Here is a 24,623-nt window from a genome sequence, read left to right as displayed (position 1 = left end):
ATCACACCTTCGTCCGGATCGGGGCCCCCAGCCAGGCCAGGACGTCCTCGAAGGCCGTCGTCCGGTCGGCCTTGCGACCGGCCGCCTCGGCGTAGGCGCTGTGCAGGTTGAGCACCAGCCGCTCCGGATCCAGCAGATCGGCGAAGTCGCCCAGGTCGGCCGTGCGCGCCACCTCCAGCGGGCTCAGCCCGGCCTCCAGGCCGCGCTTGGCTTCGGCCTGCACGAACTCGTAGTAGCGGCGGTGCTCGTCCAGCACCCGGTCGATCTCGGCACGCCACACCACGTCACCGTGACCGGGCACGATCGCCTCGGCGTCGAACTCCGCGATCCAGTCCAGCACGCGGATCGCCCCGGTCGGCGCCCCGGCCAGGATCATCGGCGTGTGCCCGGGAAAGAGCAGGTCGCCGGCGAACAGCACGCGCGCGTCCGGCACCCAGGCCACCAGATCACCGTCGGTGTGCGCGGCGTACCCGGGGTGGATCAACTCGATGTGCCGCCCGCCGAGGTGCACCGTGACGGCCGATTCCACGGTCAGGTCGGGCACCCGGCGGTGCAGGTTGCCGAAGTCCGGCTTGGGCGACCAGTACGGCGGGAAGGCCTCGAGGGTGCGGTCGGCCAGCAGTGCTTCGCGCATGGCGCGGTGACCGATCAACACGGTGTGCGGCGGCAGCAGCGAATTGCCGAACGTGTGGTCGCCGTGGTGGTGGGTGTTCACCGCGTACCGCAGCGGCTTGTCGTGACTGACCTGCGCGACCTCGTCGAGCAGCTCGCGCGTGCGGCGCTCCGTGGTGCACGTGTCGATCAGCACCGCCGCCGCGTCCCCGACGACGACGCCGGCGTTGTTGATCCACCACGATCCGTCCTGCTGCAGCCACGCGTGCACGCCGTCGGCAACTTCCACCAGCTCACCGGGGCCGAGCGACTCGGGCGCGTGGTCGTCTGTCATCGGCACTCCTTCACGGTCACCACGAGCGATAGATACACTCGAGACTATTTTTACACTCTGATGTAAATTTAGGGTCAGGGTCATGCCCTGTCAAGACGGCGAGCCTTCCGCGTACGCCGGACGCGCGTCCCGCATCCGGCTTATTTACACTCGGATGCAAATATGTGTAGCGTGGGCGCTGGGCGGTGTCAACCGGCCATGACCGGGCGGCCAGCGCCGGGGATGTCAACCGGCCATCACCGGGCGGCCAGCACGCCGGACAACGACCACCGGAGCGTCACCGCGTGACGGCAACCAAAACTGGCCGACACCACACAACCGGCACAGCGGGCACAAGCGCGCGGCCAGCGTCAGCGCATGCGCGGACGGTCTCGGATGTCGGAACCTGGACCAGCAACGCATGCTGCCGGTGTGAGCGCACGCGCGGACGATCTTCGTGCCGGACTTGCCCGCTGCGGTCCGGGGAACAGGCGACCTCCGGCCATGTAGCGGCGTTCACCGGGTTCGCCGCCGAGGCCGGAGCGAACCCGCTCAGCGCGAACGGCTGCCAGGCTAGAACGAGCGGATGCCGTCCAGCACGACGTCGATGAGGTGCATGAACGCGTCGTGCAGATCGAACGGCGGCTGGTCGTCCGGCCCCTCACACCAGTCGTACAGCAGGCCGAAGTAGCTGCTGTACAGGATCGTGGCCACATGCGAGGCGTTGACCTTGGACGAGATCTCGCCGCGCTCGATCGCGTCGGTGAGGAACCCGCGCAGCACGTCGACCAGCTGGTGGGGGTCGGCGTCGAACGGGCCGCCTGACTGCCGCCACCCGAGCGACATGCGGATGGTCAGCGCGCGTTCGGCCACGTTGATCGCGGCCAGCTCGGCGAAGTAGCGGCGGAGCACAGGCTCGAGCCTGGGGTCGTCGGCCAGCTCGGCGGAGATCGCGTCGATCACCCGCTGCCTGCGGCGGCGGCCCCACTCGGCGATGAAGTCGCGCTTGCGCGGGTAGTGGTTGAACGCGGTCTTGCGGGCGACGTCGGCACGTTCGGCGATGTCATCGACCGACGTGTTGGCGTAGCCGGATTCCAGGAACAGCTCGCAGGCCGCCTGGTACAGCCGGTCGTGGGCCTCGTGCCATCGCCGCTGACGTCGATCCTGCTTCGCCACCTCGGGGGTGGTCATCGCTCGCAATCCTTTCTCTCCCCTCGACAAGCGCTACAAGTGGGCCTTCATGACCAGCCCAGCACCAGCCGACCACGTAGTCCTCCGGCCTCGAGAAGCCTATGCGCTTTCGCCACTTCCTCGGGCGGGAAGACCTCGTTGACGCGAGCCGTGATCACACCCGCCTCGGCATGCTCCCGCAGCCGCTCGAGCAGATCCGTGCGTTCGGCGACCTCGAGCACCGAGATGGGCACCACCCGGATGCGCGACGTGCCGTCCCCGGTGTACCGGCGGAACGTGGTGACGGTGCCACCGTCGCGAACCGCGTCCAGCACCTCTGCGTTCTGGATCGCGGCATCCGCCAGCCCGTCCACGCCATGCGGAAACCGCTCCCGCACCGCTGCGGCGAATCCCGGGCCACGCGGCAAGATCACATCGGCACCCAGCGAAGCCACCAGCTCGCGGTCGTTCTCCGCCGCGTCCGCCACCACGCGCAACCCCGCGTGCTTGGCGAGCTGGACGACGTATCCGCCGACCGCGCCTGCCGCCCCGGTCACGGCGACCACGTCCCCGGCGGACAGGTTCATCGCGTCGAGCGCGTGCAGGGCGGTCAAGCCGTTCATCGGAATCGTGGCCGCTTCGACGTCGCTGAGGTTGGACGGCGAACGGACGACCGAGACGGCGGGCACCACCACGTCCGCGCGATGTCCGCCGTGCTCCCCCGCGGGTGCGACGATCGCCATCACCCTGTCGCCCACGCCGACCGACGTCACGCGCGCGCCGACTTCGGTAACGAGCCCGGCGACCTCCATGCCAGGAACATCCACCGTCTCCGGCCTGCCGCCGGTGGCTCGCTGCCCAGCGCGGCGGACCACGTCCGTCGGATTGACGGTGGATGCCGCGACCTGAATGCGCACGTCGTCCGCCCCCAGCGGCTCCGGTTCCAGGGAGACGACTGCCAGCACCTCGGGCCCACCGTAGGCACGGAAACCAACGGCCCGTACTCGCTTGCCCGCATCGGTCGACATCACACGCGTTTCGTCTCGCACACGCGCGATCTTACACTTCGATATAAATATTCTGGCGGCGGCTGGTGCGGCGGACGGCGGGGTCGGCGTGCGAGTCATGCACTTGTGCGAGGTCACCGGGCAGATGGTGGCACTGCGCGCACCTGGCCACCAGCACCGACGGGGCCGATCTCAGGCGACTCAGCGCGCGAGAGCTTCACCCGTGCGCAGTTTCACCCGTGTGGCGTTCACCCGTGCGGTGTTCACCGGTGCAGATGATCACCGTGCGGAGTGCATCGACCGGGAGGCGGCGGACGGGCGCAAGCGCCGATCGGAGCGGGTCGTCCGGCGGACGCCCGTCACTGTGACCGCCTGCACGGGGTGGCGGTCGTGCCGACCGCGTGCGCTACCGGCACGACTCCCACCACGTGCGCTAGCCGGCTGGTATCCCTGCCACATGCACGAGCCAGGCTCGCATCCCCACGACCCGCAGCGACCAACCCGCATCCCCACCGCGCCCACTGAATGACCGGCGCTCCCACTGCATGCCCAGCCGACGGGCGTTGGCCGACGGGCGTTCCGACCCATGCCACTGAGCGGCACGAGTCCCCGCCACATGCACGAGCCAGCCCGCATCGCCGTACCCCGCGCTGACCAGCGGGCGTTCCCACTGCGCGCTGACCAGCAAAGGTTCCGGCGTGCGCTAGTTGGCCGGCGCGAGTGCCGCGGCCACGTCGTCGAAGCACCGCTGCACGGTGCGCACGACATCTCCGCCCGGGTCGGCCAGCTCGGGCAAACCCGACCTGTCCACCAACAGGCTGCCCAGCACCAGATCCACGAACGTCGCCCCGATCTGCTCCGCGGTCAGCTGACCGTCCGGCCGGAACCACGTCCACGCCCAGTGGCTGGATCCGAAGATCAGCAAGCTGCGCACGTCGACGTGCCCGGGACGGAACACCCCCTCCCGCACCCCGCGACGCAGCACGTCCCGCACCAGCTCCAGGTACTCGTCCCGCAGCGGCTTGCCCGCCGTGCCCGCGATGCGCGCGACCTCCCGCTGGAACGCCACCGTCGCATCGCGCTCGTGCACCTGGTACATGATCGAGGCGAACAGCAGCCCGGCAAGCTGCCGCTGCGGCGTGCCCAGCCGGCGGCAGATCAGCCTGGCCTCGGCCAGTCTGGCCTGCATGTACTTCTCGTGCAGCGTGGCGAGCAGACGGTCCTTGGTGCCGTAGTGGTGCACGATCGTGCCTTTGGAGATGCCGAGTTCGGCACCGATCTCGCTGAAGTTCGCCGCGTCGTAGCCCCGCTGAGCCACCTTGCGGGTGAACGCGGCCAGGATGTCGGATGCTCGTCCCCGGCGCTTGGCGCCCCCAGCACTCACCACGCCTCCCTCAGTCGGCCGTCGACCGCACTCGATGCGGGCACTCCATTCTTGCCCGGTCGTCGTCGCGGGAACCGTCCGCCTCTTCCTGTTCCAGATCGTCCGTTCCGTGCCTCCCGGATCGTCTGCCGTTGCGTGTTCAGGACGAATCTCCCTTCGCCGCCGCCCGGCCTCCCCGGACGGCCTTCCGCACATCGGATGCCCGCCTCCCCGGCATCCGGGCGCTCGCCCTCCTCCCACGTGGAAGGTCCGGTGCGGCATCACGGACCGTCCGAAGCACAGGCATCCCGGACCGTCCACCTGGTGAACCCGAGCGGAGCGGTCAGTAGCCCCGACGGATCCACTCCTCGCGGTGCGGAGCCTCCTCCCCGACCGTGGTGCTCTCGCCGTGGCCGGGATGCACCACGGTTTCCGGCGGCAGGCTCAGCAGCCGCCTGGTGATCGACTCGATGATCGTGGGGAAGTCGCTGAACGAGCGGCCGGTCGCGCCAGGGCCGCCCTTGAACAGCGTGTCCCCGGTGAAGACCACACCGAGATCGGGCACCGCGAAGCAACACGCACCCGGCGCATGCCCGGGCGTGTGCAGCACCTCCACGGTCGTGCCGCCCAGCGCCAGCCTGGCCCCGTCCACCAGGTCGGCGTCCGGTTCCAGATCGGGATGCGTCAACCGCCACAACGGCAGGTCGTCGGGATGCAGCCACAGCTCGGCACCGGTGCGCTCGGCCAGCGCGGGAGCAACCCGCACGTGATCGTCGTGTGCGTGCGTCAGCAGGATCGCCTCCACCGTGCGGTCACCGACCACGCGCATGATCGCGTCGACGTCGTGCGGGGCGTCGATCACCACGCACCGCTCGTCGTCACCGAGCACCCAGATGTTGTTGTCGACGTCGAACGTCTGGCCGTCCAGGCTGAACGTCCCCGAGACGACGGCGTGATCGATACGCACGCTCACAGCATCACCACCGAACGCAGCACGGCACCGGAGTGCATCTTCTCGAAGGCCTGTTCGACTTCGTCCAGCTTGATCTTCTCGGTGACGAACGCGTCCAGGTCCAGCCTGCCCTGCAAGTACAGATCGATCAGCATCGGGAAGTCGCGCGACGGCAGGCAGTCGCCGTACCAGGACGACTTCGTCGCCCCGCCCCGGGAGAAGACGTCGATCAGCGGTAGCTCGATCTTCATGTCCGGCGTCGGAACGCCGACCAGCACGGCCGTGCCCGCCAGATCACGCGCATAGAAGGCCTGGCGGAACGTTTCCGGCGTGCCGACCGCGTCGATCACGACGTCGGCGCCGAAACCCCCGGTCAGCTCGCGGATGGCCTCGACCGGATCGGCCTGACGGGCGTCGACGGTGTGGGTGGCGCCGAATCCGCGCGCCCACTCCAGCTTGGTGTCGTCGATGTCCACGGCGATCACCGTGGTGGCACCGGCCAGCACCGACCCGGCGATCGCCGCGCTGCCGACCCCGCCACAGCCGATCACCGCGACGGAATCGCCGCGGCCGACCCCGCCGGTGTTGATCGCCGCACCGATCCCGGCCATCACCCCGCAGCCGAGCAGCCCGGCCGCGGCGGGCGAGGCCGCCGGGTCGACCTTGGTGCACTGCCCGCTGTGGACCAGCGTCTTCTCGACGAACGCGCCGATACCCAGCGCGGGCGTCAACGGGGTGCCGTCCGCCAGCGTCATCGGCTGGGCGGCGTTGTGGGTGTCGAAGCAGTAGTGCGGCTTGCCCTTGCGGCATGCCCGGCACTCACCACACACCGCGCGCCAGTTGAGAATGACGAAGTCGCCCTCGGCGATCGTGCTGACGCCCTCCCCGACCGCCTCGACCACGCCCGCGGCCTCGTGGCCGAGCAGGAACGGGAACTCGTCGTTGATCCCGCCTTCCCGGTAGTGCAGATCCGTATGGCACACCCCGCAGGACTGGACGCGCACCACGGCCTCGCCGGGGCCGGGGTCCGGCACCACGACGGTCTCCAACGTCACCGGCTCGCCCTTGCGGCGAGCGACGATGCCTCGAACCTGCTGCGACATGGGCGGCCCTCCTCGCGACGCTGCGGAAGTGTCGATCAACTCGGCTCGACCTTACGTCGTCGGCGGCCGCAACGGGATGCTCCGAACGAGTCGCGCTACCCCCGCGAGCTGGGCAAACGTCCATGACCGGCCGGCCGGATCACGCGAGCAGGTGACAGAGTGGTGTCGCGACCGGCGCACTCGCGTCGCACCGCTGGCCCAAGGGGCGGCGGGCAACGCGCCGACCGGACAGCGGTCACCCCGACGACCAGCCCGCCAATGTCGCGGGAGCCCCCGGCCGCGGCCGCAACGCCGCCGACGACGGCCGTGCCCGCAGGTATCCGGCCATGGCTCCGCCGCCGGAACGCCGATGCGCGAACCAACGGCATCACGGCCGAGGGGTGACCGTACGAATGACCGCGGGTGACATACGAACACGGTGCAGGCGTACCTGCCGCACCACCGGTGCGAGCGGAATGCGGCCAAAGCCGGTCCGGCAGACCAACCAGGCGAGCCCGGCCCGGCCAGCGACGGTCAGGTCCGCACGGTCACCTCGTCCACCGCCCGGCGCGGTGTCGGCGCGACCGGGTAGCCGTAGCCGACCCGCAGCAGGGTGTGGATCTGATGCGGCCGGAACAGCTCGGTCAACTGGGCGCGGGTCTGCGGCACCTCGAACGGCTGCGTCAGGAAGGACGTGCTCAGCCCGAGGTCGCTCGCGGTGAGCAAGACCCGTTGCATCGCCATGCCCGCGACGACGTCCGCCGCGATCCCCTTGCCGTAGGTCAGCACCGCGGCGACCAGTGGCTGTTGCTCGAACTCCCGGCGAGGCGGCGCTGTATCCCGCGGGAAGCTGCGCAGTCGCAGGACGCGGTCGTCGTCCGGCTCGGGACCGAACGCGGACACGGGCACACCGTCGGCCCGCTCCGGCCCCCCGCCGGACCAGCGTCGGGCTTCCCACTGGTACTCCGGGTCGTTCTGCTGCACCGAGTCGGCTTGCCGGACCAGCTCGGCGATGATCCGATAGCGCGGCGCGGTCTTGCCCTCCGGGTCCACCAGCTCCACCAGCGCACCTTCGGCACGGGCCGCCGCCACCAGGCCACTGCGCAGCGGCAGCTCCACCTGGCGGTTCAGAAACGGCCGCCGGTTGGTGTGCCTGCGCTCGATCGCCCTGGCCAGCCGGTCCTCGGTGAGCGTCTTGGCCTGCGGGCCGGAGATGCGGACCGACGCCAGCAGATCGGGCTGCTCGGGGTCCGGAACGAGGTCCACCACGACGGCTCGCCCGTGCACCCGGATGCCGAGCCGGAGGTTGAACAGCGCCGCACCACATGCCAGGCGGGCCTGGCGCCCGTCCGGGTCGGACACCCGCAGTACCCGCTCGGGGTCCAGGAACAGGTCGATCCGTTCCCCGTCGACGACGAACCGCCACGGCTGCGTGTTGTAGGGCGAGGGGGCCTGCACGGCCTTGCCCAACGCCTCGGTCACTTCCGGTGCCAGAGCACTCATGGTCGCCTCCACCCGCTGCACGTCACCGTCGGCCTAGCCGTCGGACACCAGGCTCAACGTCAGGCACCACTGCACCGTCGATGCTGCCGAGCCGCACCGGTCTCTCGGCACGGCTGGAGGTCACCGGTCGGAGGGACCTTCGGCCGCTTCCGGCTCCGTCTGCTGCGTCTGCCGCACCAGCGCGACCGGGCAGTTTGCCCGGTGCAGCAGGGCGTGTCCGACCGAGCCGAGGGTCAGCCCGGCCACCGCTCCCCTGCCGCGCGAGCCGACCACCACCAGCTGGGCACCGTTGCTCAAGTCGACCAGGACCGGCTCCGGCCGCCCGGTCTGCACCGCGATGCGCACGTCGACCGTCGGGTACTTGTCCAGCCACGGCCGAAGCTGTTCGGCGACCGCCGACCGCACGGTCTCCTCGGCCTGCTCGCGCTCCTGCGCCGAACGGTCTCCCCGGCCCGCGCGGACGTGCACCACCAGCAGATCGGCCGCGCGCACCGAAGCGGTGTCGAAGGCCAGGTCCACGGCGGGATCGGACAATGCCGTGCCGTCGACCCCGACGACGATCGGCCGGCCCTCCCATGCCGATTCGTCGTCGCCGCGCACCACGACGACGGGGCACCTGCTGTGTGCCGCGGTGCCGACGGCGACCGATCCGATGAACAATCCGGCCACGCCACCCAGCCCGCTGGAGCCCACCACGACCAACTGCGCCTGGTGCGAAGCCGTGATCAGCGCCGGGGCCGCGGCCGTGACTTGGAGGTCGTGATCGACGTGGAGGTTCGGCGCAACCGCGAGCGCTTCCTGCTCGGCTTCCCGCAACGTCTCCCGCGCCTGGTCCAACAGCGCATGACGGGCGTCCGGCGCCAGCATCGCCTCGAACCGGTTCGGGCGGGGCAGTGCCCTGGCGGTCAGCAGCCGTAACGGAACGTCCCGTAGCGATGCCTCGCGGGCGGCCCAGCGCACGGCGCGCATCGCCGCCGCCGAACCGTCGACCCCGACCACGATGGCTCGCTTGTCGTCCATGCCGCCTCCCCTTGCTGTAGTGCGTCCGCGCTGCGGACGCGTCAGCCTCGAGTCACCCCGGCTTCGTGTCCGGCGACGAAGCCGTTACCGATTCACCCACACGAAGTGGGACACGGCACAAACACACCGCCGGTACTGCTGGTGAACGCAACACCGGCGGTGTGTCGGATCCGGAGTCAGGCGGTGGTGTGCCCTCCCGCGTAGCGCGGACGCAGGGCCATCGCCAGGCCGATCATGCCCACTCCGAGCACCAGGTGCAGCCAGTTGTCGGCCGCGTTCAACGGCACGAAGTTGGCGGCGCTGTCCTCGCTGATGACCAGCCCGTAGACCACCAGGCCGAGGTAGATGATCCCGCCGACCAGCAGGAACGCATTCGCCCCCGCCGCGGTGCGTGCCAGGGCCAGGCCGACCACGCCGAAGGCCAGGTGCACCAGGTTGTGCAGCACCGACACGTTGAACAGGCCCAGCAGCATGGCGCCGGATTCGTGGCCGGCGAACGTCATGGTGTCGAAGTCGCTGGTGATTCCCGGAATGAACCCCAGGATGCCGACCAGGAGGAACACCGCGGCCACCACCATGGCCGCCATCCGTACGGGTTCTTGCTTGCTTCGTGGCGTGACGTTCTGAGGGGGGATGCGCTCAGCCATGGGAACCTCCACAAACACAAATAGGCGCGCAACAAGTACGTCGACGCGACGTGAACCGCGATTACCCACCCTCGAGAATTTCGACACGCGCGCGACCTGTCCGTGCTCTTCCCGTGGCATTCGCTGCACCCTGCCCGGGCGACGACCACACCGAGGTTCAGCGGTCCGGACGGATGGGTATCCGTGGCCTGACGTGAACCCACCCGCTGCCCGTCGGCAGCACCACGCATGCGAGTCGAAAGGACGACGATGACCTCGGGCACCCCGATCACCGGGCCACTCAACGACGCCGATCAGCAGATGACCGGCAAGTACCTGCAGCAGATCCTGGTCGACCTCATCCAGCTGCACCTGCTGGCCAAGCAAGCCCACTGGACCGTGGTCGGCCGGTTCTTCCACGACGTGCACCTGCACCTGGACGAGCTGGTGACCTTGGCCCGCGAGTACGCCGACCAGGTCGCCGAACGCGCCGCGACCATCGGCGTCGTGCCGGACGGCCGCGCCCGCACGGTGGCCGAGACGTCCGGCCTGGCGGACCTGGAAGCCGCCTGGACCACCGACAAGAAGGCCATCGAGGTCACCGTCTCCGCCCTGGCCACGGCCATCGGCCACGCCAGGGAAGCGATCGACCCGCTGGACAAGGCGGACCCGGTGACCCAGGACCTGGTCATCGAGATCGCCTCGAAGCTGGAGGAAGCCCACTGGATGTGGCAGGCGCAGCTGGCCACGGTGTGACCTGCCTGCCCGTCCGCGACGGGTGAGCCTTCGTCCAGCTTGCCGGTGGGCGCCAGCCAGCCCACACAAGGGCGCCGAACATGATCGAGACCCCGCTTGTCGTCTCTGCGCCCACCGGCAAGCTGGTCCGATGCCGTCCCGAGCACGACCGGCTCCGCCGATCGGCGGCCGGCACGTCCTGGCGACGCTGTGACCAGGGAACCCGGTCGTGTGACGCACCTGCCCCACGGCGGGTGTTTCGCTCCGCCGATTGCCGGACACCAGGTAGACAAACCTGTCTGTCCGCGCCTATGGTGGGTCCGCCGGTTGAGAAGACAGCCGCTCATGACGACTAGAGGCTGCACGGAACCCGGCGGCCTCCGGCTGGAGGGACGCCATGACTACCAGCGTCACCGCACCGAGCGCGGGCGTGGTCGGCCAGCTCGCGGGCTCACCGGCACGGCCCGATCCCACCGACGCGGAAAGCACTGCAGGCGAGACGGAAGCACGTCCGGCTCGCCACGGCGAATACGACGAGTACGAGCCGCTGTTCCGGCAGATGCAGGACATTCCCGCCGGAGATCCGCGCCGGGAGGAGCTGCGCGAGCGGTTGATCGCCGCGCACCTGCCGGTCGCCGAACACATCGCACAGGTCTACCGGCACCGCGGCGAGCCCAGCCAGGACCTGCGCCAGGTGGCCACCATCGGACTGATCAACGCGGTCGACCGCTACGAGCCGCAGTACGGCCGTGGCTTCCTGCCGTTCGCCATCCCGACCATCCGCGGGGAACTGCAGCGGCACTTCCGCGACTCGACGTGGACGCTGCGGGTGCCGCGGCGGCTGAAGGAGCTGCGGCAGACGCTCAACGAGGCCACCACCGAGCTCACCGAGCTGCTCGGCCGGTCACCCCGGCCGAGCGAGCTGGCCGAACACCTCGGGCTGAGCACCGAGGAGGTCTACGAGGGCCTGTCCGCGTCGGCGGCCTACCGCCCCGAGTCGCTGAACCGGTCGCTCGGCCAGGGCGACACCGACACCGAACTCGGCGAGCTGATCGGCGACGCCGACCACGAGTTCACCACGGTGGAGAACCACGCCGTGCTGCGCCGCGCGCTGAGCCAGCTCGCACCACGCGAACAGCGCATCGTCGCCCTGCGGTTCTTCCACGACATGACGCAGAGCCAGATCGCGCAGGCCGTTGGCGTGTCCCAGATGCACGTCAGCAGGCTACTCGCGGCGTCACTGGCCCGGCTGCGCGCGGCGCTCACCGAGCACCAGCCGAGCTGACCGAGCCGGCTGCCGCCGGCCTTTCCGTTCACCCACTGCCGTTGCTCCTGCCCGAGGACTGCCCATGACGACCGCCCCCATCCTTCCGACCGCAGGCGCGCCGGGCGACGAACCGACGCCGCACCAGACAGAACACGGGCTGCGCGCCTACGTGCGTCAGGTCGCCGCCGAGGTCGGCGCCGGGCCGGAAGCGCAATGGTGCGAATGGGCCGAGTCCGCCAACGCCTACATCGCGCTGGAGAACCGGCTGCCGGACAAGCCGACCCGCGACCTGGCGCTGATCTGGGACGACGAACGTGGGTGGGCGGTCGGTATGGAAACCGGCTCGGGCGAGGACCTGTTGATCCTGGCCTGGTACGTCGAGGATCTGCTGCCGCCGCCGAGGGCGGTGGCCACGTTCGTCCGCTGCGTGGTCCACGGCATCGCAGGCAGCAAGCACCCACCCAGCGGCGTTGCCGACCGCAGGAGTCTCGCCGGTCGCCTCGCCGCGTACGCGTAGCTCACGCCAGCCAGACCAGCGCCGCGATCAAGCAGCACAAGGTCATCGCGACGCCGGCGATCAACGCCGGGAGGCGGCCGTCGTCGAGCACGGCCAGCCCGTGCGGCGGCTTCGCGGACGGCCTCCGCCATGGCCGGCGGCGCATGGTCAGCCGGAGGACCAGCACTGCGACCGCGATGGTCGCCAGGCCCGCCACGCCGATCACCGGCTGGCCGGCGACCAGAGCCGTGCGGGTGATCAGCACGCTGATCACGACGAACCCCAGCGCGCAGCGCCGCCAGGCCAGGATGGTGCGCTCCTGCTGCAAGCCGTCCGGTCGGTAGACCACGCGCTACCCCCACACGCTCAACACGGCCAGCGCGGCGGCGATCAGCACGACGACCGTCACGACCACGATGCCGGTCCGGCTGGACGGCAACGGCCGCCGCTCGCGCAGGGCGCGTTCGGTCCTCGCCCATCCCCGCCATGCCTGCGCGGCGCAGAGCAGCCCGGTGACGGCCAGCAGCGCGGCGCCCGCCCTGGCAACGCCTTCGTAGCGGCCGAGATCGACCAGATGCACCGCCAGCGACCCGGCGAGCAGCCCGAGCGACGTGCGGATCCAGGCCAAGAACGTCCGTTCGTTGGCCAACGAGAAGCGCGGGTCGGGCTCGTCCCCGTGCCCGTACACCGAGCGTGGCCAGCGCCGATCGCCCGCCACCGGTTCGTCAGCACTCATCGCACAGCAGTATGCCTGCCGTCCCGCCGGCCCGCGGGGCGCGATCGTCGCGGCCGGTGACATGCCGGAACCTTGCGTACCGTGAGCCTATGGCGAGCAAAGGGAAGCCCCCGGCGGCCGAGCTGACGGTCGGCGAGCACACCGTGCGACTCTCCCATCCGGACCGGGTCTACTTCCCGAAGACCGGCGCGACCAAGCTCGACCTGGCGCGGTACTACCTCAGCGTCGGCGACGGCATCGTGCGCGCGCTGCGCGAACGGCCGTGCATGCTGCACCGGTATCCGGACGGGATCGAAGGCGAGAAGGTGCACCAGAAGCGGGTGCCGCGCGGCGCCCCGCCGTGGCTGGAGACCGTCCGGCTGTACTTCCCCCGGTTCGGCCGGCATGCCGACGAGCTGTGCGTGACGAAGCTCGCCGACGTGATCTGGGCGGTGCAGATGTCGACGGTGGAGTTCCACCCGTGGAACTCCCGGCGGTCCGACCCCGAGAAGCCGGACGAGTGGCGGATCGACCTGGATCCGATGCCCGAGTGCCCGTTCGACGTCGTGCGCCGGGTGGCCACCTCCGCCCACGAGGTGCTCGACGAGCTGGGCATCACCGGGTATCCGAAGACCTCGGGCGGCCACGGCCTGCACATCTACGTCCGTATCCGGCCCGAGTGGGAGTTCGGCCAGGTGCGGCGGGCCGCGCACGCCTTCGCCAAGGAACTCGAGCGGCGCAACCCCGACGTGGTCACCACCGCGTGGTGGCGGAAGGACCGCGACCCGAGTGCCCTGTTCGTCGACTTCAACCAGAACGCCCGCGACCACACCATGGCCAGCGCCTACTCGGTGCGTGGCACGCCGGAGGCCACCGTGTCCACGCCGATCAGGTGGGACGAGCTGGCGGCCGTCGACCCGAGGGACTGCACGATGGCGACGGTGCCGAAGCGGTTCGCCGAGTTCGGCGATCTGCACGCCGGGATCGACGACGAAGCCTTCTCGCTGGAGGCACTGCTGGAATGGGCGGACCGCGACGACGCCGAGGGCGCCGGGCTGCCCAGCTGACGACCGGCGCCGCCGTCGGCGACGGGTGCACGGCCGCAGGTACCTTCAACGGCAACGCGGCAACACTTTCGCCGGATGCCCGCGCGGTCACCGGGTGGTAGCTTCCGGCATCGTTTCCACAGGGCGGAACCCGATCACGGGAGGGGGCATCCGATGACTGCGTCGCAACGGGATGGTGGCAGGTCCGGTATTTCCCGAGCCACGCTGCTGCGGGGCACCGTGGCGGCCGGGGCCGCGATCGCGGGCGCAACCGTTGCCGGGAACGCGGCACCTGCTGCGGCGGTCGACCTCGGCGGCTCACCGGTGCAGAAGATCCGGCGCGTGTATCGGCGCGAGACACGCCGCGCGGGAGGCCGGTGGCTCTCCTACGTCACGCTGCACACGGGGGAAGCCGAGCCGGTCGTGGTGATCGACGAGGACCGCGACACCGAGATCCGCGCCGCGAGCGTCAACAAGCTCGCCATGGCGGTGGCCGTGATGGACAAGGTCGACCGGGGCGATCTCCGCCTGGATCAGCGCCTCGAGCTGACCCAGGCGGACATCGAAATCGACCCGGACACCAGCGGCATCTGGCATCTGCAGAAGGTGTACGGGGACCGGCTGACGCTGGCCAACGTGCTGGTCACGCTGCTGGTGGCGTCGGAGAACTCCGCGCTGCCGCTGATCGCCCGGGTGTGCCCGCGCGACGAGCTCAACGGCATCCTGGCCGCCAAGGGGTTCACCGTGACCCGGGTGTCCGAGCACGACCAGGACCCGGACCAGTTCTTCCACGGCAGCACCACGCCCGCGGAGATGCACCGCCTGCTCACCGGGCTCACCCAGCACACCCTGTTGTCCGCGGAGTCGTGCGACTTCCTGCTGTCGATCATGCGCTGGACCGAACCGGGGTACACCGACGGCATCCGGCGGCTGATGTCGTCGCAGGAGCGCATCCGAGTGGCCGCGAAATACGGGGCATACGAGGACCGGCGGCACGAGGTCGGAGTCATCTACGACCGGGACGGCGCACCCACGCTGATCTTCTCGTTGTTCGCTGCCGAGCTGTCCGACCAGGCCAACTACGGAGCCACCCACCCCGCGGTGGAAGCACGGTCGGTGATCGGCCGCGCCATGCTCGACGCCGTCGACGAGCTGTGATCCCGGCTAGCTCGTTTCGCTTGCGTGGTCACGGCCGCGTTGGGATGCACGGTAGACGGGACCGCGGAGGCGGTTGAGCCAGCCGACCGGCTGCAGGCCGGGTACGGAGTTGCGGACGACGTCGAAGTGGGGGTCCGCACCGGTCGCCACGGTCAGCGTGAGCAATCCGACCTCGACCCAGGGGCCGCGCAGCTGAGCTACGGCGATCCGGAACGTCACAGGCACGGCACGTGCCACCGCGCCGACGTCAGCTGGTACGTCCGGCGTTCCCGGCTCGGCCTCCGCGCCGATCACTACGTGTCGCTCGCTGGCGCGATACAGCAACAGAGACGAGTAGAAGGCACGCGTGAAGCTGCGGCTGGGCATCAGCACGTGGCGGGCGACTGGTCGCTTGCCCGCCGTGGCCAGCGCGACGTCCAGGGGCGTGTCGCCGACATCGTGGACGCGAAATGCCAGCCCGAGGACGTCCGGGAACCTGCCGGGCGTCGACGCGGCCTTGGACAGCCGGGCCTGCGCACGGTACTCGCCCGCGCTGAGCGCGTCGCCGATCGGACCGGGCCGCACCAGGTCGAATTCGGCCTCGAACGTGCACCCGGCGGGATGGAAAGCGCGCCCGTGGCGCAGCGATCCGACGCGCTTCGCGGCGTTCATGGCTGCCCGGGTGAGTGGCCCGTCGACCATCATCCGCCGTGGCTTGTCCAGCAGGTTGCGCCATTGCTGCGGTTGCGGGGACACGGTCACCAGCTCCTGTCGGTCGGCCGATGCTGTTGCCTACCCGCCCAGGGAGCGGCTCACACGCGCGCGAGTTGATTGTGTCCGTAGGCGGCGTCATGGTCGTCCGTCCAGAACGGATCACACGCGCGCGGGTTGATCACCTCACCCGCCGGGTATCCCCGTGCATGACTTCCGAGGACGACGACCGACCACGCACGCAAGCGGATGACGACCGACCACGCACGCGCGCCGATTACGAACGCGGCCTGCCCGATTACCACGACCCGACCGCCGGGTGGGCCGGAGCGGCGCCGACCTACAGCGCGCTGACGTTGCGCCTGTGGCTGGCAAGCATCGGCATCGTGCTCAGCATCGTGGTCGGCGTGCTGTGGATCGTCGTCGCCGACATGATATGGCCGGCGATCCTGCTGTTCGTCCTGGCCGCCGTGCTGGTCGTCGACCTGGCGTGGGTCGCGCACCGGAAACGGCGCGGCGAGCCCGGCTGACCGGTGCCCGGCGCCGCGATGCAGCGCTGGGCACCGATCCCCCCGGGGCACGGTCGGCTGGTGGCTGCGACATCGCAGCCGATCGGCGGCCGCCGGATCACTCACCGGACGAACCGGCCAGCAACGGCGCGCGCCGGGACCGTCATCGGCCGCCTCGGCACCCTCCGGCAATTCGTCGAGCCCGAGCAGCGGCTACCCGATCGAAGTGAGGGCGTCCTGTGACTGCGGCGTCGCCGTGTCACCGGAAACGGCCGCCGAGCCCACGCCACCTCCGAGGAGGATCATCACACCAGGGCCGCGGCCGCTCCAGCCGCCTCCGCCTGCCCCATGAATCCCGGCCGGGGCAGGCCCGGGCCGCTTCTTGCCGCCGTTTCCGGGAACTCCGGTGTGTTCCGCCGCTTGCCCGGGGCCCGACCTTGCCGCCGAACTTAGCGAAATGGCGAAAAGCATTGACGAAAACGGTTGAAGGCGGCCTGCCTGGCGAGCCGGAAGAATTGTCTTGTTTGGTCGAAGCGTCGGGCAATGTGGCGGCCGGGGCCGGGCGGTGGAAATCTTTCCCGTAATGTGGAATACATCTTTGACCATTGCGCCGAACGGAGCAACCATCTGCGCCCATGGTGGTGTGCGTGCTCCTGACGAGGCGGCTTCACATCGACCTCCAACGCAGCTCGAGTGCACCCCCCAGGCCCGAGGCCAACGTCGGCTGACCGGGCCGGCGCACCCTGCCGTTCGCCGACCGGACGCGCTTGCCTGCGCGTTTCGGTCAATCAGCCCTGCGCATTTTCGATGCGGATAAATGCGCGCGTTGGCCAGGCACATCCTTCCGTCAATGACCGGAGAAAAACATGGCGAAAAAGAAATGGCGCGGCCGGAAGCTGGGCAGTTGCCTGGCGGTGGCCGTGTTGTCCGCGGGGTTGCTCGGCGCCTCCGGAGCGACCACCGCGGCGTACGCGGACGTCCAGGTACTGGAAAGCGCCGTCACCGCCGTCGACGGCAAGCGGTACTGGGTGCGCAACCACCTGGTGCCGGACTTGGTCACCAAGTCCGACGGCGAGCGGAAGAAGTGGTTGCTGGTGTGGGCCGGTGACGAGAACATCGCCGACACCGTGGTCAAGGACGTCAAGAACCTCCCGGGCACGATCGCCGGCGGCCTGAACAAGGTGAAGAACGCCCTCCCCGGCCCCGACTTCCTGGCGGTCATCGACGCCACTGAGGGCTCACCGAGCTACGGCAAAGTGGTCAACACGGCCACCGTGGGGCCGCTGGTGGAGAACGAGCCGCACCACATGCAGTACGTGTGGCACAAGGGCGACACTGTCTACGCCGGGGCGCTGTTCGCCCCGTCACCTACGCGTTCGACGTGTCGGAGCTGCCGAAGATCAAGCTCAAGGGCGTCAGCTTGCCGACGCAGACCCTGGGCGGTTCGGTACCGGACGCGTACTGGACACTCAAGGACGGCACCACGTACGGCACCTACATGGGCGGCCCGGTAGTGCCCGGCCCCTACACCTACAAGAACGGCCAGACCGTCATCGGCAACGGCTTCGCGGGCAGCCCGGGCGCCCTGATCCGGTTCGACCGCAACGGCAAGGTGCTGTCGGAGACCTCAGCCGCCACGCCGCAGGGCGACAACGCCAAGATCTGCGAGAACCTGCCGACGCTCGGCAAGCCGACCTGCGCCAACCCGCACGGCATCCAGGCCCGCGAGGACCTGAACACGCTGGTGACCAGCGACTACGCCGAGCCGCGCAACATCATCCTCGACCCGGTCAAGCAGCCGTCGCCCTACCTGCGCCGACCGACCGTGCGCACGTGGGACATCTCCGACCGCAACAACCCGAAGCTGCGGGCGGTGTCCTACCTGCCGGAAGGCCCGCGGGCCAAGGACTACGACCCGTTGTTCTCCGAGAACCGCGCGGTCATGGAGGTCACCGTGACGAACCTGCCCGGCCACAAGGGCGCGTTCGCACAGACCATGCAGGGTGGCGCGGTGTTCTACACCCCGGACATCACGGCCAAGCGGCCGCGGTGGACGCAGGTGTTCGACGACGGCGCGGCCGCGGGCAAGATCTTCCCGGGCAACGATGCGATCGGCGCCAGCTCCAACGGCGGCTGGATCCAGACCAGCCCGGACGACCGGTTCCTGTACCGGGCGATCACCGGGCGCCAGCCCAAGACGCTCGGCCCGGACGACCCCGGCTCCACCGGCGGCGTCTACGTGCTGGACATCAGCAAGCTGGTCGCCGCGGGCACCGACTTCACGTGCAAGATCGACACCCGCTGGGAGTCGGAGAACGGCGGCAAGGAAGACGACTGCCCGACGGTGGCCGGTGCGGCGGCGATCAACCCCGGCGTCTCCGGCGCGGGACCGCACTGGGGTGCCTACGACAACTTCGTCCTCGACCCGTCCAGCGACAAGTACGTCGAGACCCAGTCGCCGACCCGGCTGGCGGTGTCGAACTACTTCGTCGCCCGCTCCGGGCTGGACGGTGACCACAAGGTGAACATCGTCAAGCTCGGCAAGGACGGCACGGCGACCGTCGACCGCACCTTCCGGGACGAGTTCACCGGCCAGGTCGGTGTCAACTTCAACCGCAAGTCCTGGCCGCACGGCGACTTCGGCAACACCAAGCCGCACTCCGAACTGTTCGTGATCGCCGAACGGGACCTCAGGTAGCGGCATCACCTTCGGGCGCGTGACCGGTGTCGCCCATGCGCGGCGGCACCGGTCACCGCGCCTGGTGACCAGGGAGAACGTCGATGGTTCACGATCACCTCGCCGACGTCGCGGCAAGCGTCGGGGCCGGCTGGCCGGAAATCGCCGCGCGGCTGGGGCTGTTGCTGCTGGCCGCTGTGGTCGCCGGGATCGGTTTGGTGGCGCCGTGGCTGCACCGCCACGCGCAAGCGGCAATGCCTCGCCGGCTCGTCCGGACGGTGTGGGCTGCCGGTGCGGGCTCGGCCGTGCTGGCCGTGGCGTCCGTCCTGATCTACGACGTCAGCGTCGTCGGCGGCGGGGTGCACGCCGCGCTGTCGCTGGCGGTGCCCGCCCTGTTGCGGTGGCCGGTGGCCGCCCGCTGGACGGCGGCGCCGCTGCTGCTGGTGCTGGTGGTGGAGTCCGCGGCGGGCCGGTCCGGACTGGAGTTGGCGCTGGACACCGGCTATGTGGTGGCCGCGACGGCGTGGTTCGGAATCGCCGCGCTGGTGCTCGGTGACCCAGCGGCGCGGCGGCGGCCGGTGCCTGCGCGCATCGGTCCGCTCGCGACGTCGCTCGCCGCGCTGCTGACCGGCGTCGGCGCGCTTCGGCTCGCGCTCTCCGGCATCGGGATCGACCGACGGCTGTTCTCGTCGGCCTACGGCCTGCTGCTGGTGGCCGTGGTCGTGCTGCCCGCCGCAGCCACGGTCGCCAACGTCCTGCGCGCCCGCGCCAAGCGCTCTCCCGGCGCGATCGTCACCACCTGTGCCGGCCTTGTCGCCGGGGCACTGCTGGCGTGGACGGCGCTGGTGGCCGTACCTACACCGCCGGACCTTCCGGTGCCGGGCAAACCGTTGCTCGGCACCGTGCACCTGGAAGGGAGGGACGTCCCGGTGCTGGTGACACCGCACCGCCCGGGGCCGAACCTGGTGCATCTGCCGGAGTCGGCGGGGACGAACGTCACGATCAGCGCCGGTGGCGAGCAGGTGGTTGCCACCAAACGGCCGGGTGCCCAGGGCTTGTGGGCCGAGGTCCAGCTGCCGCCCGGGCGTAGCGATGTGATCTTCGCCCGCGGTGCGAGCAGCGATGAACTCGGCGTCGACACCGGTGAACTGGCCCCGCGCCCGTTGCCTGCCGACGACGGGCCGGAATGCGCCGCCGCCGCGCTGGGCAGCCTGGTCGCCGAACGCCCGCTTCCCGTGGACCGCTGCCCGCCGGACGTGCTGACCTCGGCCGACGAGACGGCGCTGCGGGAACTGGTGAGATACCTGGACAGCCACGGCGTCCGGGCCATCACTCTCGTCGCGGACGCGACCCCGCGCGGGCGGGCAGCCGGCACCGTCGTCCGGTCCGAGGCAGCCCGTGCGGGCATCCGCGTCCTGTCCGGGCCGGCCCGGCAATCCGCCCTGGTGATCGTGTCCGGCTGGCGTACGGCGCACCAGACCGCGGTGCGCGCCGCCAAGGAACAACTCGAGGCACCGACCTACATCCGTGGCATCTATCTGGCGCCATGGCTGCTCAACGAACCGATCGCCACGTCGGTGGCCAGCGCGTCGGTGCCGTTGCGCTTCGACCCGCGGGAACCGGCCGCCATCGACTTCACCGTGCGGATCGGCGATGCCTTCGGCGGGCAGCGTCCGTCCGTCGGCGCTTACCGGGAGTACCTGCGCGCGAACGGCCTGCCCGAACAGGGGCCACTGCGGGTGTTCGCCGTCGCACAGGTCAGCGTCATGTCGATGCCGCCGGGCGCCGAACACGCCCCCGGCATGGCCCCTCCCGGCGAAGGCCCAGATCACTGGATCGCGCGCGCCACGGTCGTCCCCGTGTCGCTTCCGTTGGCGGATGCCGACGGCTGATCCGGCCGAACACAGAAAGGAGGTGAAACATGCGCAACGCTCTCCAGCGCGTCGCCGTGCTGACGGTGGCCATGCTCGGCCTGCTCGGGCTCTCGCACGGTGTCGCCGGAGCCGCCGAGCTGCCGGTGTGGGTGCTGCCCGGCGTGGACGTCGGCGGCGTCGTCGGTCCGATCTCCCAGCTGCCGACGCAGGCACTAGCCCCGGTCTACCAGGTCATCACGCTGATCGCCGGCTGACTCCGCCCGGCTGCACAGAAAGGTTGTCGTCATGAAGCGAGCACTCGCCCGCGGTGTCGTCACCGCGGTGATCGCCGCCGCCGCGTTCACCGCCGCGGCGGCGCCTGCCCTGGCCGACGAACCCGAGGTGGTCGATGAGCCGGACACGTCGAACTACCACGACAAGTACACGTTCGCCCCGCTAGGAATCCCGATCATCGGGTTGATCAATTCGGTGGTCGACGCGCCGGGCAGGATCAGGCGGCCGGCTCGACACACCGGCTCAGCACACGCTGTCCGACGGCTTGGGATTGCCGAGGCCGAACAGCGGCCGCAGCTTCACCCCGATCCACGTTCCGCCGAGCGCGGCGGCGCCCCACAGCCAGCCGTGCAGGCTGCCGGTGGAGATGCCGCCCAGGTAGGCACCGATGTTGCAGCCACCGGCCAGCCGGGCCCCGATCCCCATCAGGATGCCGCCCAGCACCGCGGCCAGCGCGGTCTTCCACGGGATCTCGGCGCGGAACGTCCACGCTCCGGCGGCCGAGGCAGCCACAGCCGCGCCGACGATGATGCCGATGTTCGTCAAGCTGGTGGAGTTGGTGAAGATCGACGCGTCCAGGGCCTGCGCGTTCTTGGCCTGCTGCCAGAACTCCCAGCTCTGCACGTCGACCCCGGCCAGCTGCAGCAGCTTGGCACCCCACAACGCGAACGCGAACGTGACGCCCCAGATGCCGCCGGAGACCAGGAACACCGCGGCGGCGAGCACGCCGAGCACCACGGCGCCGGTCAGCAGCGGCCACGAGCCCCGGACGATCCGCGCCACGCCGTGCGCGGTCGGCGGCGGAGCCACCGGCGGCGGGGTGCGGCGCGCCTGCACCGCCCTGGTGAGCAGGACGATCAGCAGCAAGGCGCCGATGGTCACCGCCCACGAGCCGAACCATCCGATGTGGTCGGACAGCAGCACTCCGGGAACCTCCGGCCAGCCGGTGAACACCGGGTAGGCCCAGGTGTAGAAGACCGAGCCGGCGATGAATCCGCCGAGCGTGAGCACGATGGTCGCCTGACCGGCGCCGACCGCGAACAGCGTGCCGGACGCGCATGCCCCGCCGAGCTGCATCCCGATGCCGAACAGCACCGCGCCGACGAACAGCGGCAGGCCGATCGACCCGGCGTTGAGCTGGATCTGCGCATCGAACAGGGTGAACTCCGATGCCGCGATCAAGGCGATGAGCGTCGCGGCCGTCCCCAGCAGCAGCGAGTGGGCTCGCAACCCGGTGCCGTTGCCGACGGCGATGAACTGGCGCCATGCCGAGGTGAAACCGAAGCGCGAGTGGAACAGCGCGATGCCGAGGCCGAGCCCGAGCACCAGCAGGACGGCGAACTTGGTGCCGTACTGCGTCCCGACGTAGATGCTCGCCCCGACGGCGAGCACAGCGGCCACGACCAGCGACGGCACCTCGACCGGTCCCTCTGGCTCGGGCCGCGGCGGAGCACCCGACGTGGGCGAACTGAGCAGGAAGGTCTTCACCTCGTCCGATGCGGCCTCGGACGTCGCCTCCGGCCGCGCGGCCGCGGGTTCGCCCGCGGACTTGGCACTGTCAGGTTGGGCAGTCACGGTGACACTCCGTCGAAGATGTGTGCGAACGGACCAGATCCCGGCCAGGCTAGCCAGCACGCCACAATCTGAGAAATTTTTCCACAGTGTGGAAGTATTTGGTCGAGGATCGACCCTTCGGCGCGCTACGGCGTCACCGCCCGCTCAAGCCAAGCGAACCTTCCGCTGGCCGGAACCCCGGCAGCACCAGCGAAGACGTCGCAATCAGCCGACGGGTTCCCGCTCCGCCGGACCCTGCGCGAACCTGCCCGAGCCCACTGCGGCCTCAGTCGCCGTCCACGGCCAGCGCGATGATCATCGCCCGGCGTTTGCGCGGATCGTTCAGCTCGAGCGTGGTCACCTCGGCCATCTTGCGCAGCCGGTTGCGCACTGTGTTCGGATGCACGCCGAGCTGCTTGGCCGTCCCCGGCAGGTCACCCCCGGTCTCCAGCCACGCCCGCAACGTGGCGACCAGGTGCGTGCCGTTCTCGGCGTCGTAGACCCGCAGGTCCCCGATCGGGCCACGCTCCGGGCGCCTGCCCGCCTGCGCGACCACGCGCAGCCGCTGCAGCAGGATGTCGTCCCAGGATTCGTCGTAGGCCACCGGCGGGGACCCCTTCGGCCGTGTGGCGTGCAACGCCAGGCATTCGTCGGCTTCCTGCCTGCTGGCGGGCAGTTCGGCCACCGACGCCACCCCGCCGATCCCCGCGGTGACCTCCGCGTGCTCGGGAAGCGAGCCGCGGAGGTCGTCGATCCAGGCACGGGCGGCCGGCAGGCTGTCGCCGGCGAAGATCGTGTACAGCGTGTTGCCGATCAGCGCGCTGCGGTTCGGCCGGGACCAGCCGAAACCGGTGGTGGCGCGCTCGAAGGTCAGCAACAGCGCGGCGTGCCGTTCCTGGAGCACGTGCGCCTGCATGGCGATCACCCTGGCCGGGGTGTGCTGCAGCCCCAGCTGGCTGGCCACCGCGGTGTCCGCGGTGCCCTCCAGCAGCCGGATCACCAGGTCCGACTCGATCTGCCGTTCCAGATCGGCGCTCGCCCGGGAACGCAGCAGGTGCAGCGCCACCGCACGGGATCCGTCGACCAGCGCCTGGTACCGGTCACCGGTGATCGGCCCCGAGCACTCCACCCACACCGACCCGAGCACCTGCCGTCCCGCGCGCACCGCGACCACCATGCGGCCGGTGAGCCCCAACGAAGGATCACCGTCCACGTAGAACGGTTCGTCGGAGGCCGCCAGATGCGCGAAGACGCCCTGGCGCTCGAACAACGCACGCACGTCGTCGGGCACCCGCCTGCCCAGGATGGTCTCCAGGCGCGCCCGATCGGCCCCTTGTTGCAGGTCCGAGTAGGCCAGCACTCGGGACATCTGGTCCTCGATGGTGACCGGGCCGCCGACCGCGTCCGCGATGCTGTCGGCCAGCGCGAACAGGTCGGTGGGGCCACGTCCCGACTCGGTTTCCCTGCCTTCCAGGATCAGCCCGTAGACCACACCGGTGATCTGGCTCCACGACACCTCCGACTCCAGGGCGAGGATCGCCACCCCGTACCGTTGCGCCAGCGCCGCGCTGTCGGCGTCCGGCCCGTCGGTTGCGTTTCCCTGGCCACGCACCAGCACGACCACCGAGTGCGCGGCTGCGGCGAGCTCGACCGCACGGGCCACCGGCTCCACCCCCACGGCGATGTAGACGTCACCGCTGGTCAACCGGGGATCGGTGTCGTCGTGCACCACGACGCTGCGCAGTTCGCTGTCCCGGGACGCCGACGACGGGAAGAACCGCACGCCGTACCGGCCGAGCACGTTGACCAGGCGATCCAGCCGAACCATGCCCGAAACCCCTCCCCGGCGTTGTGGCAAGACCACAAGTCAAGCTAGTGAAACTGTTGTAAACGAACAAGCCAGCGCGCTCTGTGACCGGCATCATGGGGTCGACACCTCAGCACCAATCACCCCGTAACGACACATCGCCGGCAAGGCGTG

At 70.2% G+C, this 24,623-nt stretch carries 23 protein-coding genes and 1 pseudogene; 10 read left to right on the top strand and 14 right to left on the bottom strand.

The window, feature by feature from the left end:
• Position 1 precedes the first annotated feature (1 nt).
• From YWY_RS0112075 to YWY_RS0112035, 9 genes are all read right to left on the bottom strand, one after another.
• Complete coding sequence (locus YWY_RS0112075; protein ID WP_028847810.1) at positions 2-946, bottom strand: MBL fold metallo-hydrolase; 945 nt, start codon at positions 944-946, stop codon at positions 2-4.
• A gap of 552 nt (positions 947-1,498) precedes the next feature.
• Complete coding sequence (locus tag YWY_RS0112070; RefSeq protein ID WP_028847809.1) at positions 1,499-2,116, bottom strand: TetR/AcrR family transcriptional regulator; 618 nt, start codon at positions 2,114-2,116, stop codon at positions 1,499-1,501.
• A 47-nt stretch (positions 2,117-2,163) separates the two neighbouring features.
• The gene (locus YWY_RS0112065) at positions 2,164-3,144 is read right to left on the bottom strand and encodes an NADP-dependent oxidoreductase (RefSeq protein ID WP_245566652.1); all 981 of its coding nucleotides are present in this window, start codon (positions 3,142-3,144) and stop codon (positions 2,164-2,166) included.
• Positions 3,145-3,805: 661 nt separating this feature from the next.
• A complete protein-coding gene (locus YWY_RS0112060) occupies positions 3,806-4,486 on the bottom strand; it encodes a TetR/AcrR family transcriptional regulator (RefSeq protein ID WP_028847807.1) in 681 nt (226 codons plus the stop codon).
• Positions 4,487-4,808: 322 nt separating this feature from the next.
• Positions 4,809-5,438 (bottom strand): MBL fold metallo-hydrolase, encoded by a 630-nt coding sequence (locus YWY_RS0112055; protein ID WP_028847806.1) that lies wholly within the window; start codon positions 5,436-5,438, stop codon positions 4,809-4,811.
• On the bottom strand, positions 5,435-6,520 hold the full coding sequence (locus YWY_RS0112050) for an S-(hydroxymethyl)mycothiol dehydrogenase (RefSeq protein ID WP_028847805.1): 1,086 nt from the start codon (positions 6,518-6,520) through the stop codon (positions 5,435-5,437). Before YWY_RS0112050 ends, YWY_RS0112055 begins: the two co-directional genes overlap by 4 nt.
• Positions 6,521-7,033: 513 nt before the next feature.
• Complete coding sequence (locus YWY_RS0112045) at positions 7,034-8,002, bottom strand: Acg family FMN-binding oxidoreductase (RefSeq protein WP_028847804.1); 969 nt, start codon at positions 8,000-8,002, stop codon at positions 7,034-7,036.
• Between the two features lie 120 nt (positions 8,003-8,122).
• Complete coding sequence (locus YWY_RS21730; protein WP_038045043.1) at positions 8,123-9,022, bottom strand: universal stress protein; 900 nt, start codon at positions 9,020-9,022, stop codon at positions 8,123-8,125.
• Between the two features lie 176 nt (positions 9,023-9,198).
• Positions 9,199-9,609, bottom strand: coding sequence for a DUF4383 domain-containing protein (locus YWY_RS0112035; RefSeq protein ID WP_425426136.1), 411 nt, complete (start codon positions 9,607-9,609; stop codon positions 9,199-9,201).
• 309 nt (positions 9,610-9,918) lie between these two features.
• Between YWY_RS0112035 and YWY_RS0112030 the strand changes: the two genes are divergently transcribed.
• The 3 genes from YWY_RS0112030 to YWY_RS21720 all read left to right on the top strand — a co-directional run bounded on the left by YWY_RS0112030 (position 9,919) and on the right by YWY_RS21720 (position 12,167).
• On the top strand, positions 9,919-10,404 hold the full coding sequence (locus YWY_RS0112030) for a Dps family protein (RefSeq protein WP_028847802.1): 486 nt from the start codon (positions 9,919-9,921) through the stop codon (positions 10,402-10,404).
• A gap of 376 nt (positions 10,405-10,780) precedes the next feature.
• Positions 10,781-11,668, top strand: coding sequence for a SigB/SigF/SigG family RNA polymerase sigma factor (locus YWY_RS21725; protein ID WP_084609215.1), 888 nt, complete (start codon positions 10,781-10,783; stop codon positions 11,666-11,668).
• Positions 11,669-11,732: 64 nt separating this feature from the next.
• On the top strand, positions 11,733-12,167 hold the full coding sequence (locus tag YWY_RS21720; protein ID WP_084609214.1) for a DUF6292 family protein: 435 nt from the start codon (positions 11,733-11,735) through the stop codon (positions 12,165-12,167).
• A gap of 1 nt (position 12,168) precedes the next feature.
• On the opposite strand, the gene YWY_RS21715 is transcribed toward YWY_RS21720, so the two are convergent.
• Both YWY_RS21715 and YWY_RS0112010 read right to left on the bottom strand, forming a co-directional pair.
• A complete protein-coding gene (locus YWY_RS21715; protein WP_038045042.1) occupies positions 12,169-12,495 on the bottom strand; it encodes a DUF202 domain-containing protein in 327 nt (108 codons plus the stop codon).
• A gap of 3 nt (positions 12,496-12,498) precedes the next feature.
• The gene (locus YWY_RS0112010; RefSeq protein WP_028847801.1) at positions 12,499-12,882 is read right to left on the bottom strand and encodes a YidH family protein; all 384 of its coding nucleotides are present in this window, start codon (positions 12,880-12,882) and stop codon (positions 12,499-12,501) included.
• 89 nt (positions 12,883-12,971) lie between these two features.
• Here YWY_RS0112010 and ligD point away from each other — a divergent pair, with 89 nt between their 5' ends.
• Complete coding sequence (gene ligD, locus YWY_RS0112005; protein WP_028847800.1) at positions 12,972-13,928, top strand: non-homologous end-joining DNA ligase; 957 nt, start codon at positions 12,972-12,974, stop codon at positions 13,926-13,928.
• Between the two features lie 153 nt (positions 13,929-14,081).
• On the top strand, positions 14,082-15,065 hold the full coding sequence (locus YWY_RS21710) for a serine hydrolase (protein ID WP_051310182.1): 984 nt from the start codon (positions 14,082-14,084) through the stop codon (positions 15,063-15,065).
• Between the two features lie 6 nt (positions 15,066-15,071).
• On the opposite strand, the gene YWY_RS21705 is transcribed toward YWY_RS21710, so the two are convergent.
• Positions 15,072-15,800, bottom strand: a complete 729-nt coding sequence (locus YWY_RS21705; RefSeq protein ID WP_156899214.1) for a hypothetical protein — start codon at positions 15,798-15,800, stop codon at positions 15,072-15,074.
• A 164-nt stretch (positions 15,801-15,964) separates the two neighbouring features.
• Here YWY_RS21705 and YWY_RS0111990 point away from each other — a divergent pair, with 164 nt between their 5' ends.
• From YWY_RS0111990 to YWY_RS0111975, 5 genes and pseudogenes are all read left to right on the top strand, one after another.
• Complete coding sequence (locus tag YWY_RS0111990; RefSeq protein ID WP_028847799.1) at positions 15,965-16,285, top strand: DUF6343 family protein; 321 nt, start codon at positions 15,965-15,967, stop codon at positions 16,283-16,285.
• A 614-nt stretch (positions 16,286-16,899) separates the two neighbouring features.
• Positions 16,900-16,992, top strand: coding sequence for a putative leader peptide (locus tag YWY_RS25040; RefSeq protein ID WP_425426127.1), 93 nt, complete (start codon positions 16,900-16,902; stop codon positions 16,990-16,992).
• A 138-nt stretch (positions 16,993-17,130) separates the two neighbouring features.
• Positions 17,131-18,962: pseudogene (locus YWY_RS21700) on the top strand (hypothetical protein).
• An 83-nt stretch (positions 18,963-19,045) separates the two neighbouring features.
• The gene (locus YWY_RS21695; protein WP_038045041.1) at positions 19,046-20,833 is read left to right on the top strand and encodes a hypothetical protein; all 1,788 of its coding nucleotides are present in this window, start codon (positions 19,046-19,048) and stop codon (positions 20,831-20,833) included.
• 29 nt (positions 20,834-20,862) lie between these two features.
• On the top strand, positions 20,863-21,069 hold the full coding sequence (locus tag YWY_RS0111975) for a hypothetical protein (protein ID WP_038045040.1): 207 nt from the start codon (positions 20,863-20,865) through the stop codon (positions 21,067-21,069).
• 262 nt (positions 21,070-21,331) lie between these two features.
• Here YWY_RS0111975 and YWY_RS0111970 read toward each other — a convergent pair whose 3' ends face one another.
• On the bottom strand, positions 21,332-22,576 hold the full coding sequence (locus YWY_RS0111970; RefSeq protein WP_028847797.1) for a YeeE/YedE family protein: 1,245 nt from the start codon (positions 22,574-22,576) through the stop codon (positions 21,332-21,334).
• Positions 22,577-22,928: 352 nt separating this feature from the next.
• Positions 22,929-24,470, bottom strand: coding sequence for a PucR family transcriptional regulator (locus YWY_RS0111965; protein ID WP_028847796.1), 1,542 nt, complete (start codon positions 24,468-24,470; stop codon positions 22,929-22,931).
• Positions 24,471-24,623 lie beyond the last annotated feature (153 nt).

It is taken from the genome of Thermocrispum agreste DSM 44070 (genome assembly GCF_000427905.1).
In the GTDB taxonomy this organism is placed as follows: Bacteria; Actinomycetota; Actinomycetes; order Mycobacteriales; family Pseudonocardiaceae; genus Thermocrispum; species Thermocrispum agreste.
The sequence above is the reverse complement of the archived record's forward strand: the minus strand, read 5'-3'. Positions and strand labels throughout refer to the sequence as shown.

Excerpts from the sequence above, each read along its gene's own strand:
- YWY_RS0112075 (WP_028847810.1), bottom strand. The coding sequence starts at position 946 with ATGACAGACGACCACGCGCCCGAGTCGCTCGGCCCCGGTGAGCTGGTG.
- YWY_RS0112070 (WP_028847809.1), bottom strand. The coding sequence starts at position 2,116 with ATGACCACCCCCGAGGTGGCGAAGCAGGATCGACGTCAGCGGCGATGG.
- YWY_RS0112050 (WP_028847805.1), bottom strand. The coding sequence starts at position 6,520 with ATGTCGCAGCAGGTTCGAGGCATCGTCGCTCGCCGCAAGGGCGAGCCG.
- YWY_RS0112045 (WP_028847804.1), bottom strand. The coding sequence starts at position 8,002 with ATGAGTGCTCTGGCACCGGAAGTGACCGAGGCGTTGGGCAAGGCCGTG.
- YWY_RS21730 (WP_038045043.1), bottom strand. The coding sequence starts at position 9,022 with ATGGACGACAAGCGAGCCATCGTGGTCGGGGTCGACGGTTCGGCGGCG.
- YWY_RS0112035 (WP_425426136.1), bottom strand. The coding sequence starts at position 9,609 with ATGGCGGCCATGGTGGTGGCCGCGGTGTTCCTCCTGGTCGGCATCCTG.
- YWY_RS0112030 (WP_028847802.1), top strand. The coding sequence starts at position 9,919 with ATGACCTCGGGCACCCCGATCACCGGGCCACTCAACGACGCCGATCAG.
- YWY_RS21725 (WP_084609215.1), top strand. The coding sequence starts at position 10,781 with ATGACTACCAGCGTCACCGCACCGAGCGCGGGCGTGGTCGGCCAGCTC.
- YWY_RS21720 (WP_084609214.1), top strand. The coding sequence starts at position 11,733 with ATGACGACCGCCCCCATCCTTCCGACCGCAGGCGCGCCGGGCGACGAA.
- YWY_RS0112010 (WP_028847801.1), bottom strand. The coding sequence starts at position 12,882 with ATGAGTGCTGACGAACCGGTGGCGGGCGATCGGCGCTGGCCACGCTCG.
- ligD (WP_028847800.1), top strand. The coding sequence starts at position 12,972 with ATGGCGAGCAAAGGGAAGCCCCCGGCGGCCGAGCTGACGGTCGGCGAG.
- YWY_RS21710 (WP_051310182.1), top strand. The coding sequence starts at position 14,082 with ATGACTGCGTCGCAACGGGATGGTGGCAGGTCCGGTATTTCCCGAGCC.
- YWY_RS0111990 (WP_028847799.1), top strand. The coding sequence starts at position 15,965 with ATGACTTCCGAGGACGACGACCGACCACGCACGCAAGCGGATGACGAC.
- YWY_RS25040 (WP_425426127.1), top strand. The coding sequence starts at position 16,900 with ATGGTGGTGTGCGTGCTCCTGACGAGGCGGCTTCACATCGACCTCCAA.
- YWY_RS21695 (WP_038045041.1), top strand. The coding sequence starts at position 19,046 with ATGGTTCACGATCACCTCGCCGACGTCGCGGCAAGCGTCGGGGCCGGC.
- YWY_RS0111975 (WP_038045040.1), top strand. The coding sequence starts at position 20,863 with ATGCGCAACGCTCTCCAGCGCGTCGCCGTGCTGACGGTGGCCATGCTC.
- YWY_RS0111965 (WP_028847796.1), bottom strand. The coding sequence starts at position 24,470 with ATGGTTCGGCTGGATCGCCTGGTCAACGTGCTCGGCCGGTACGGCGTG.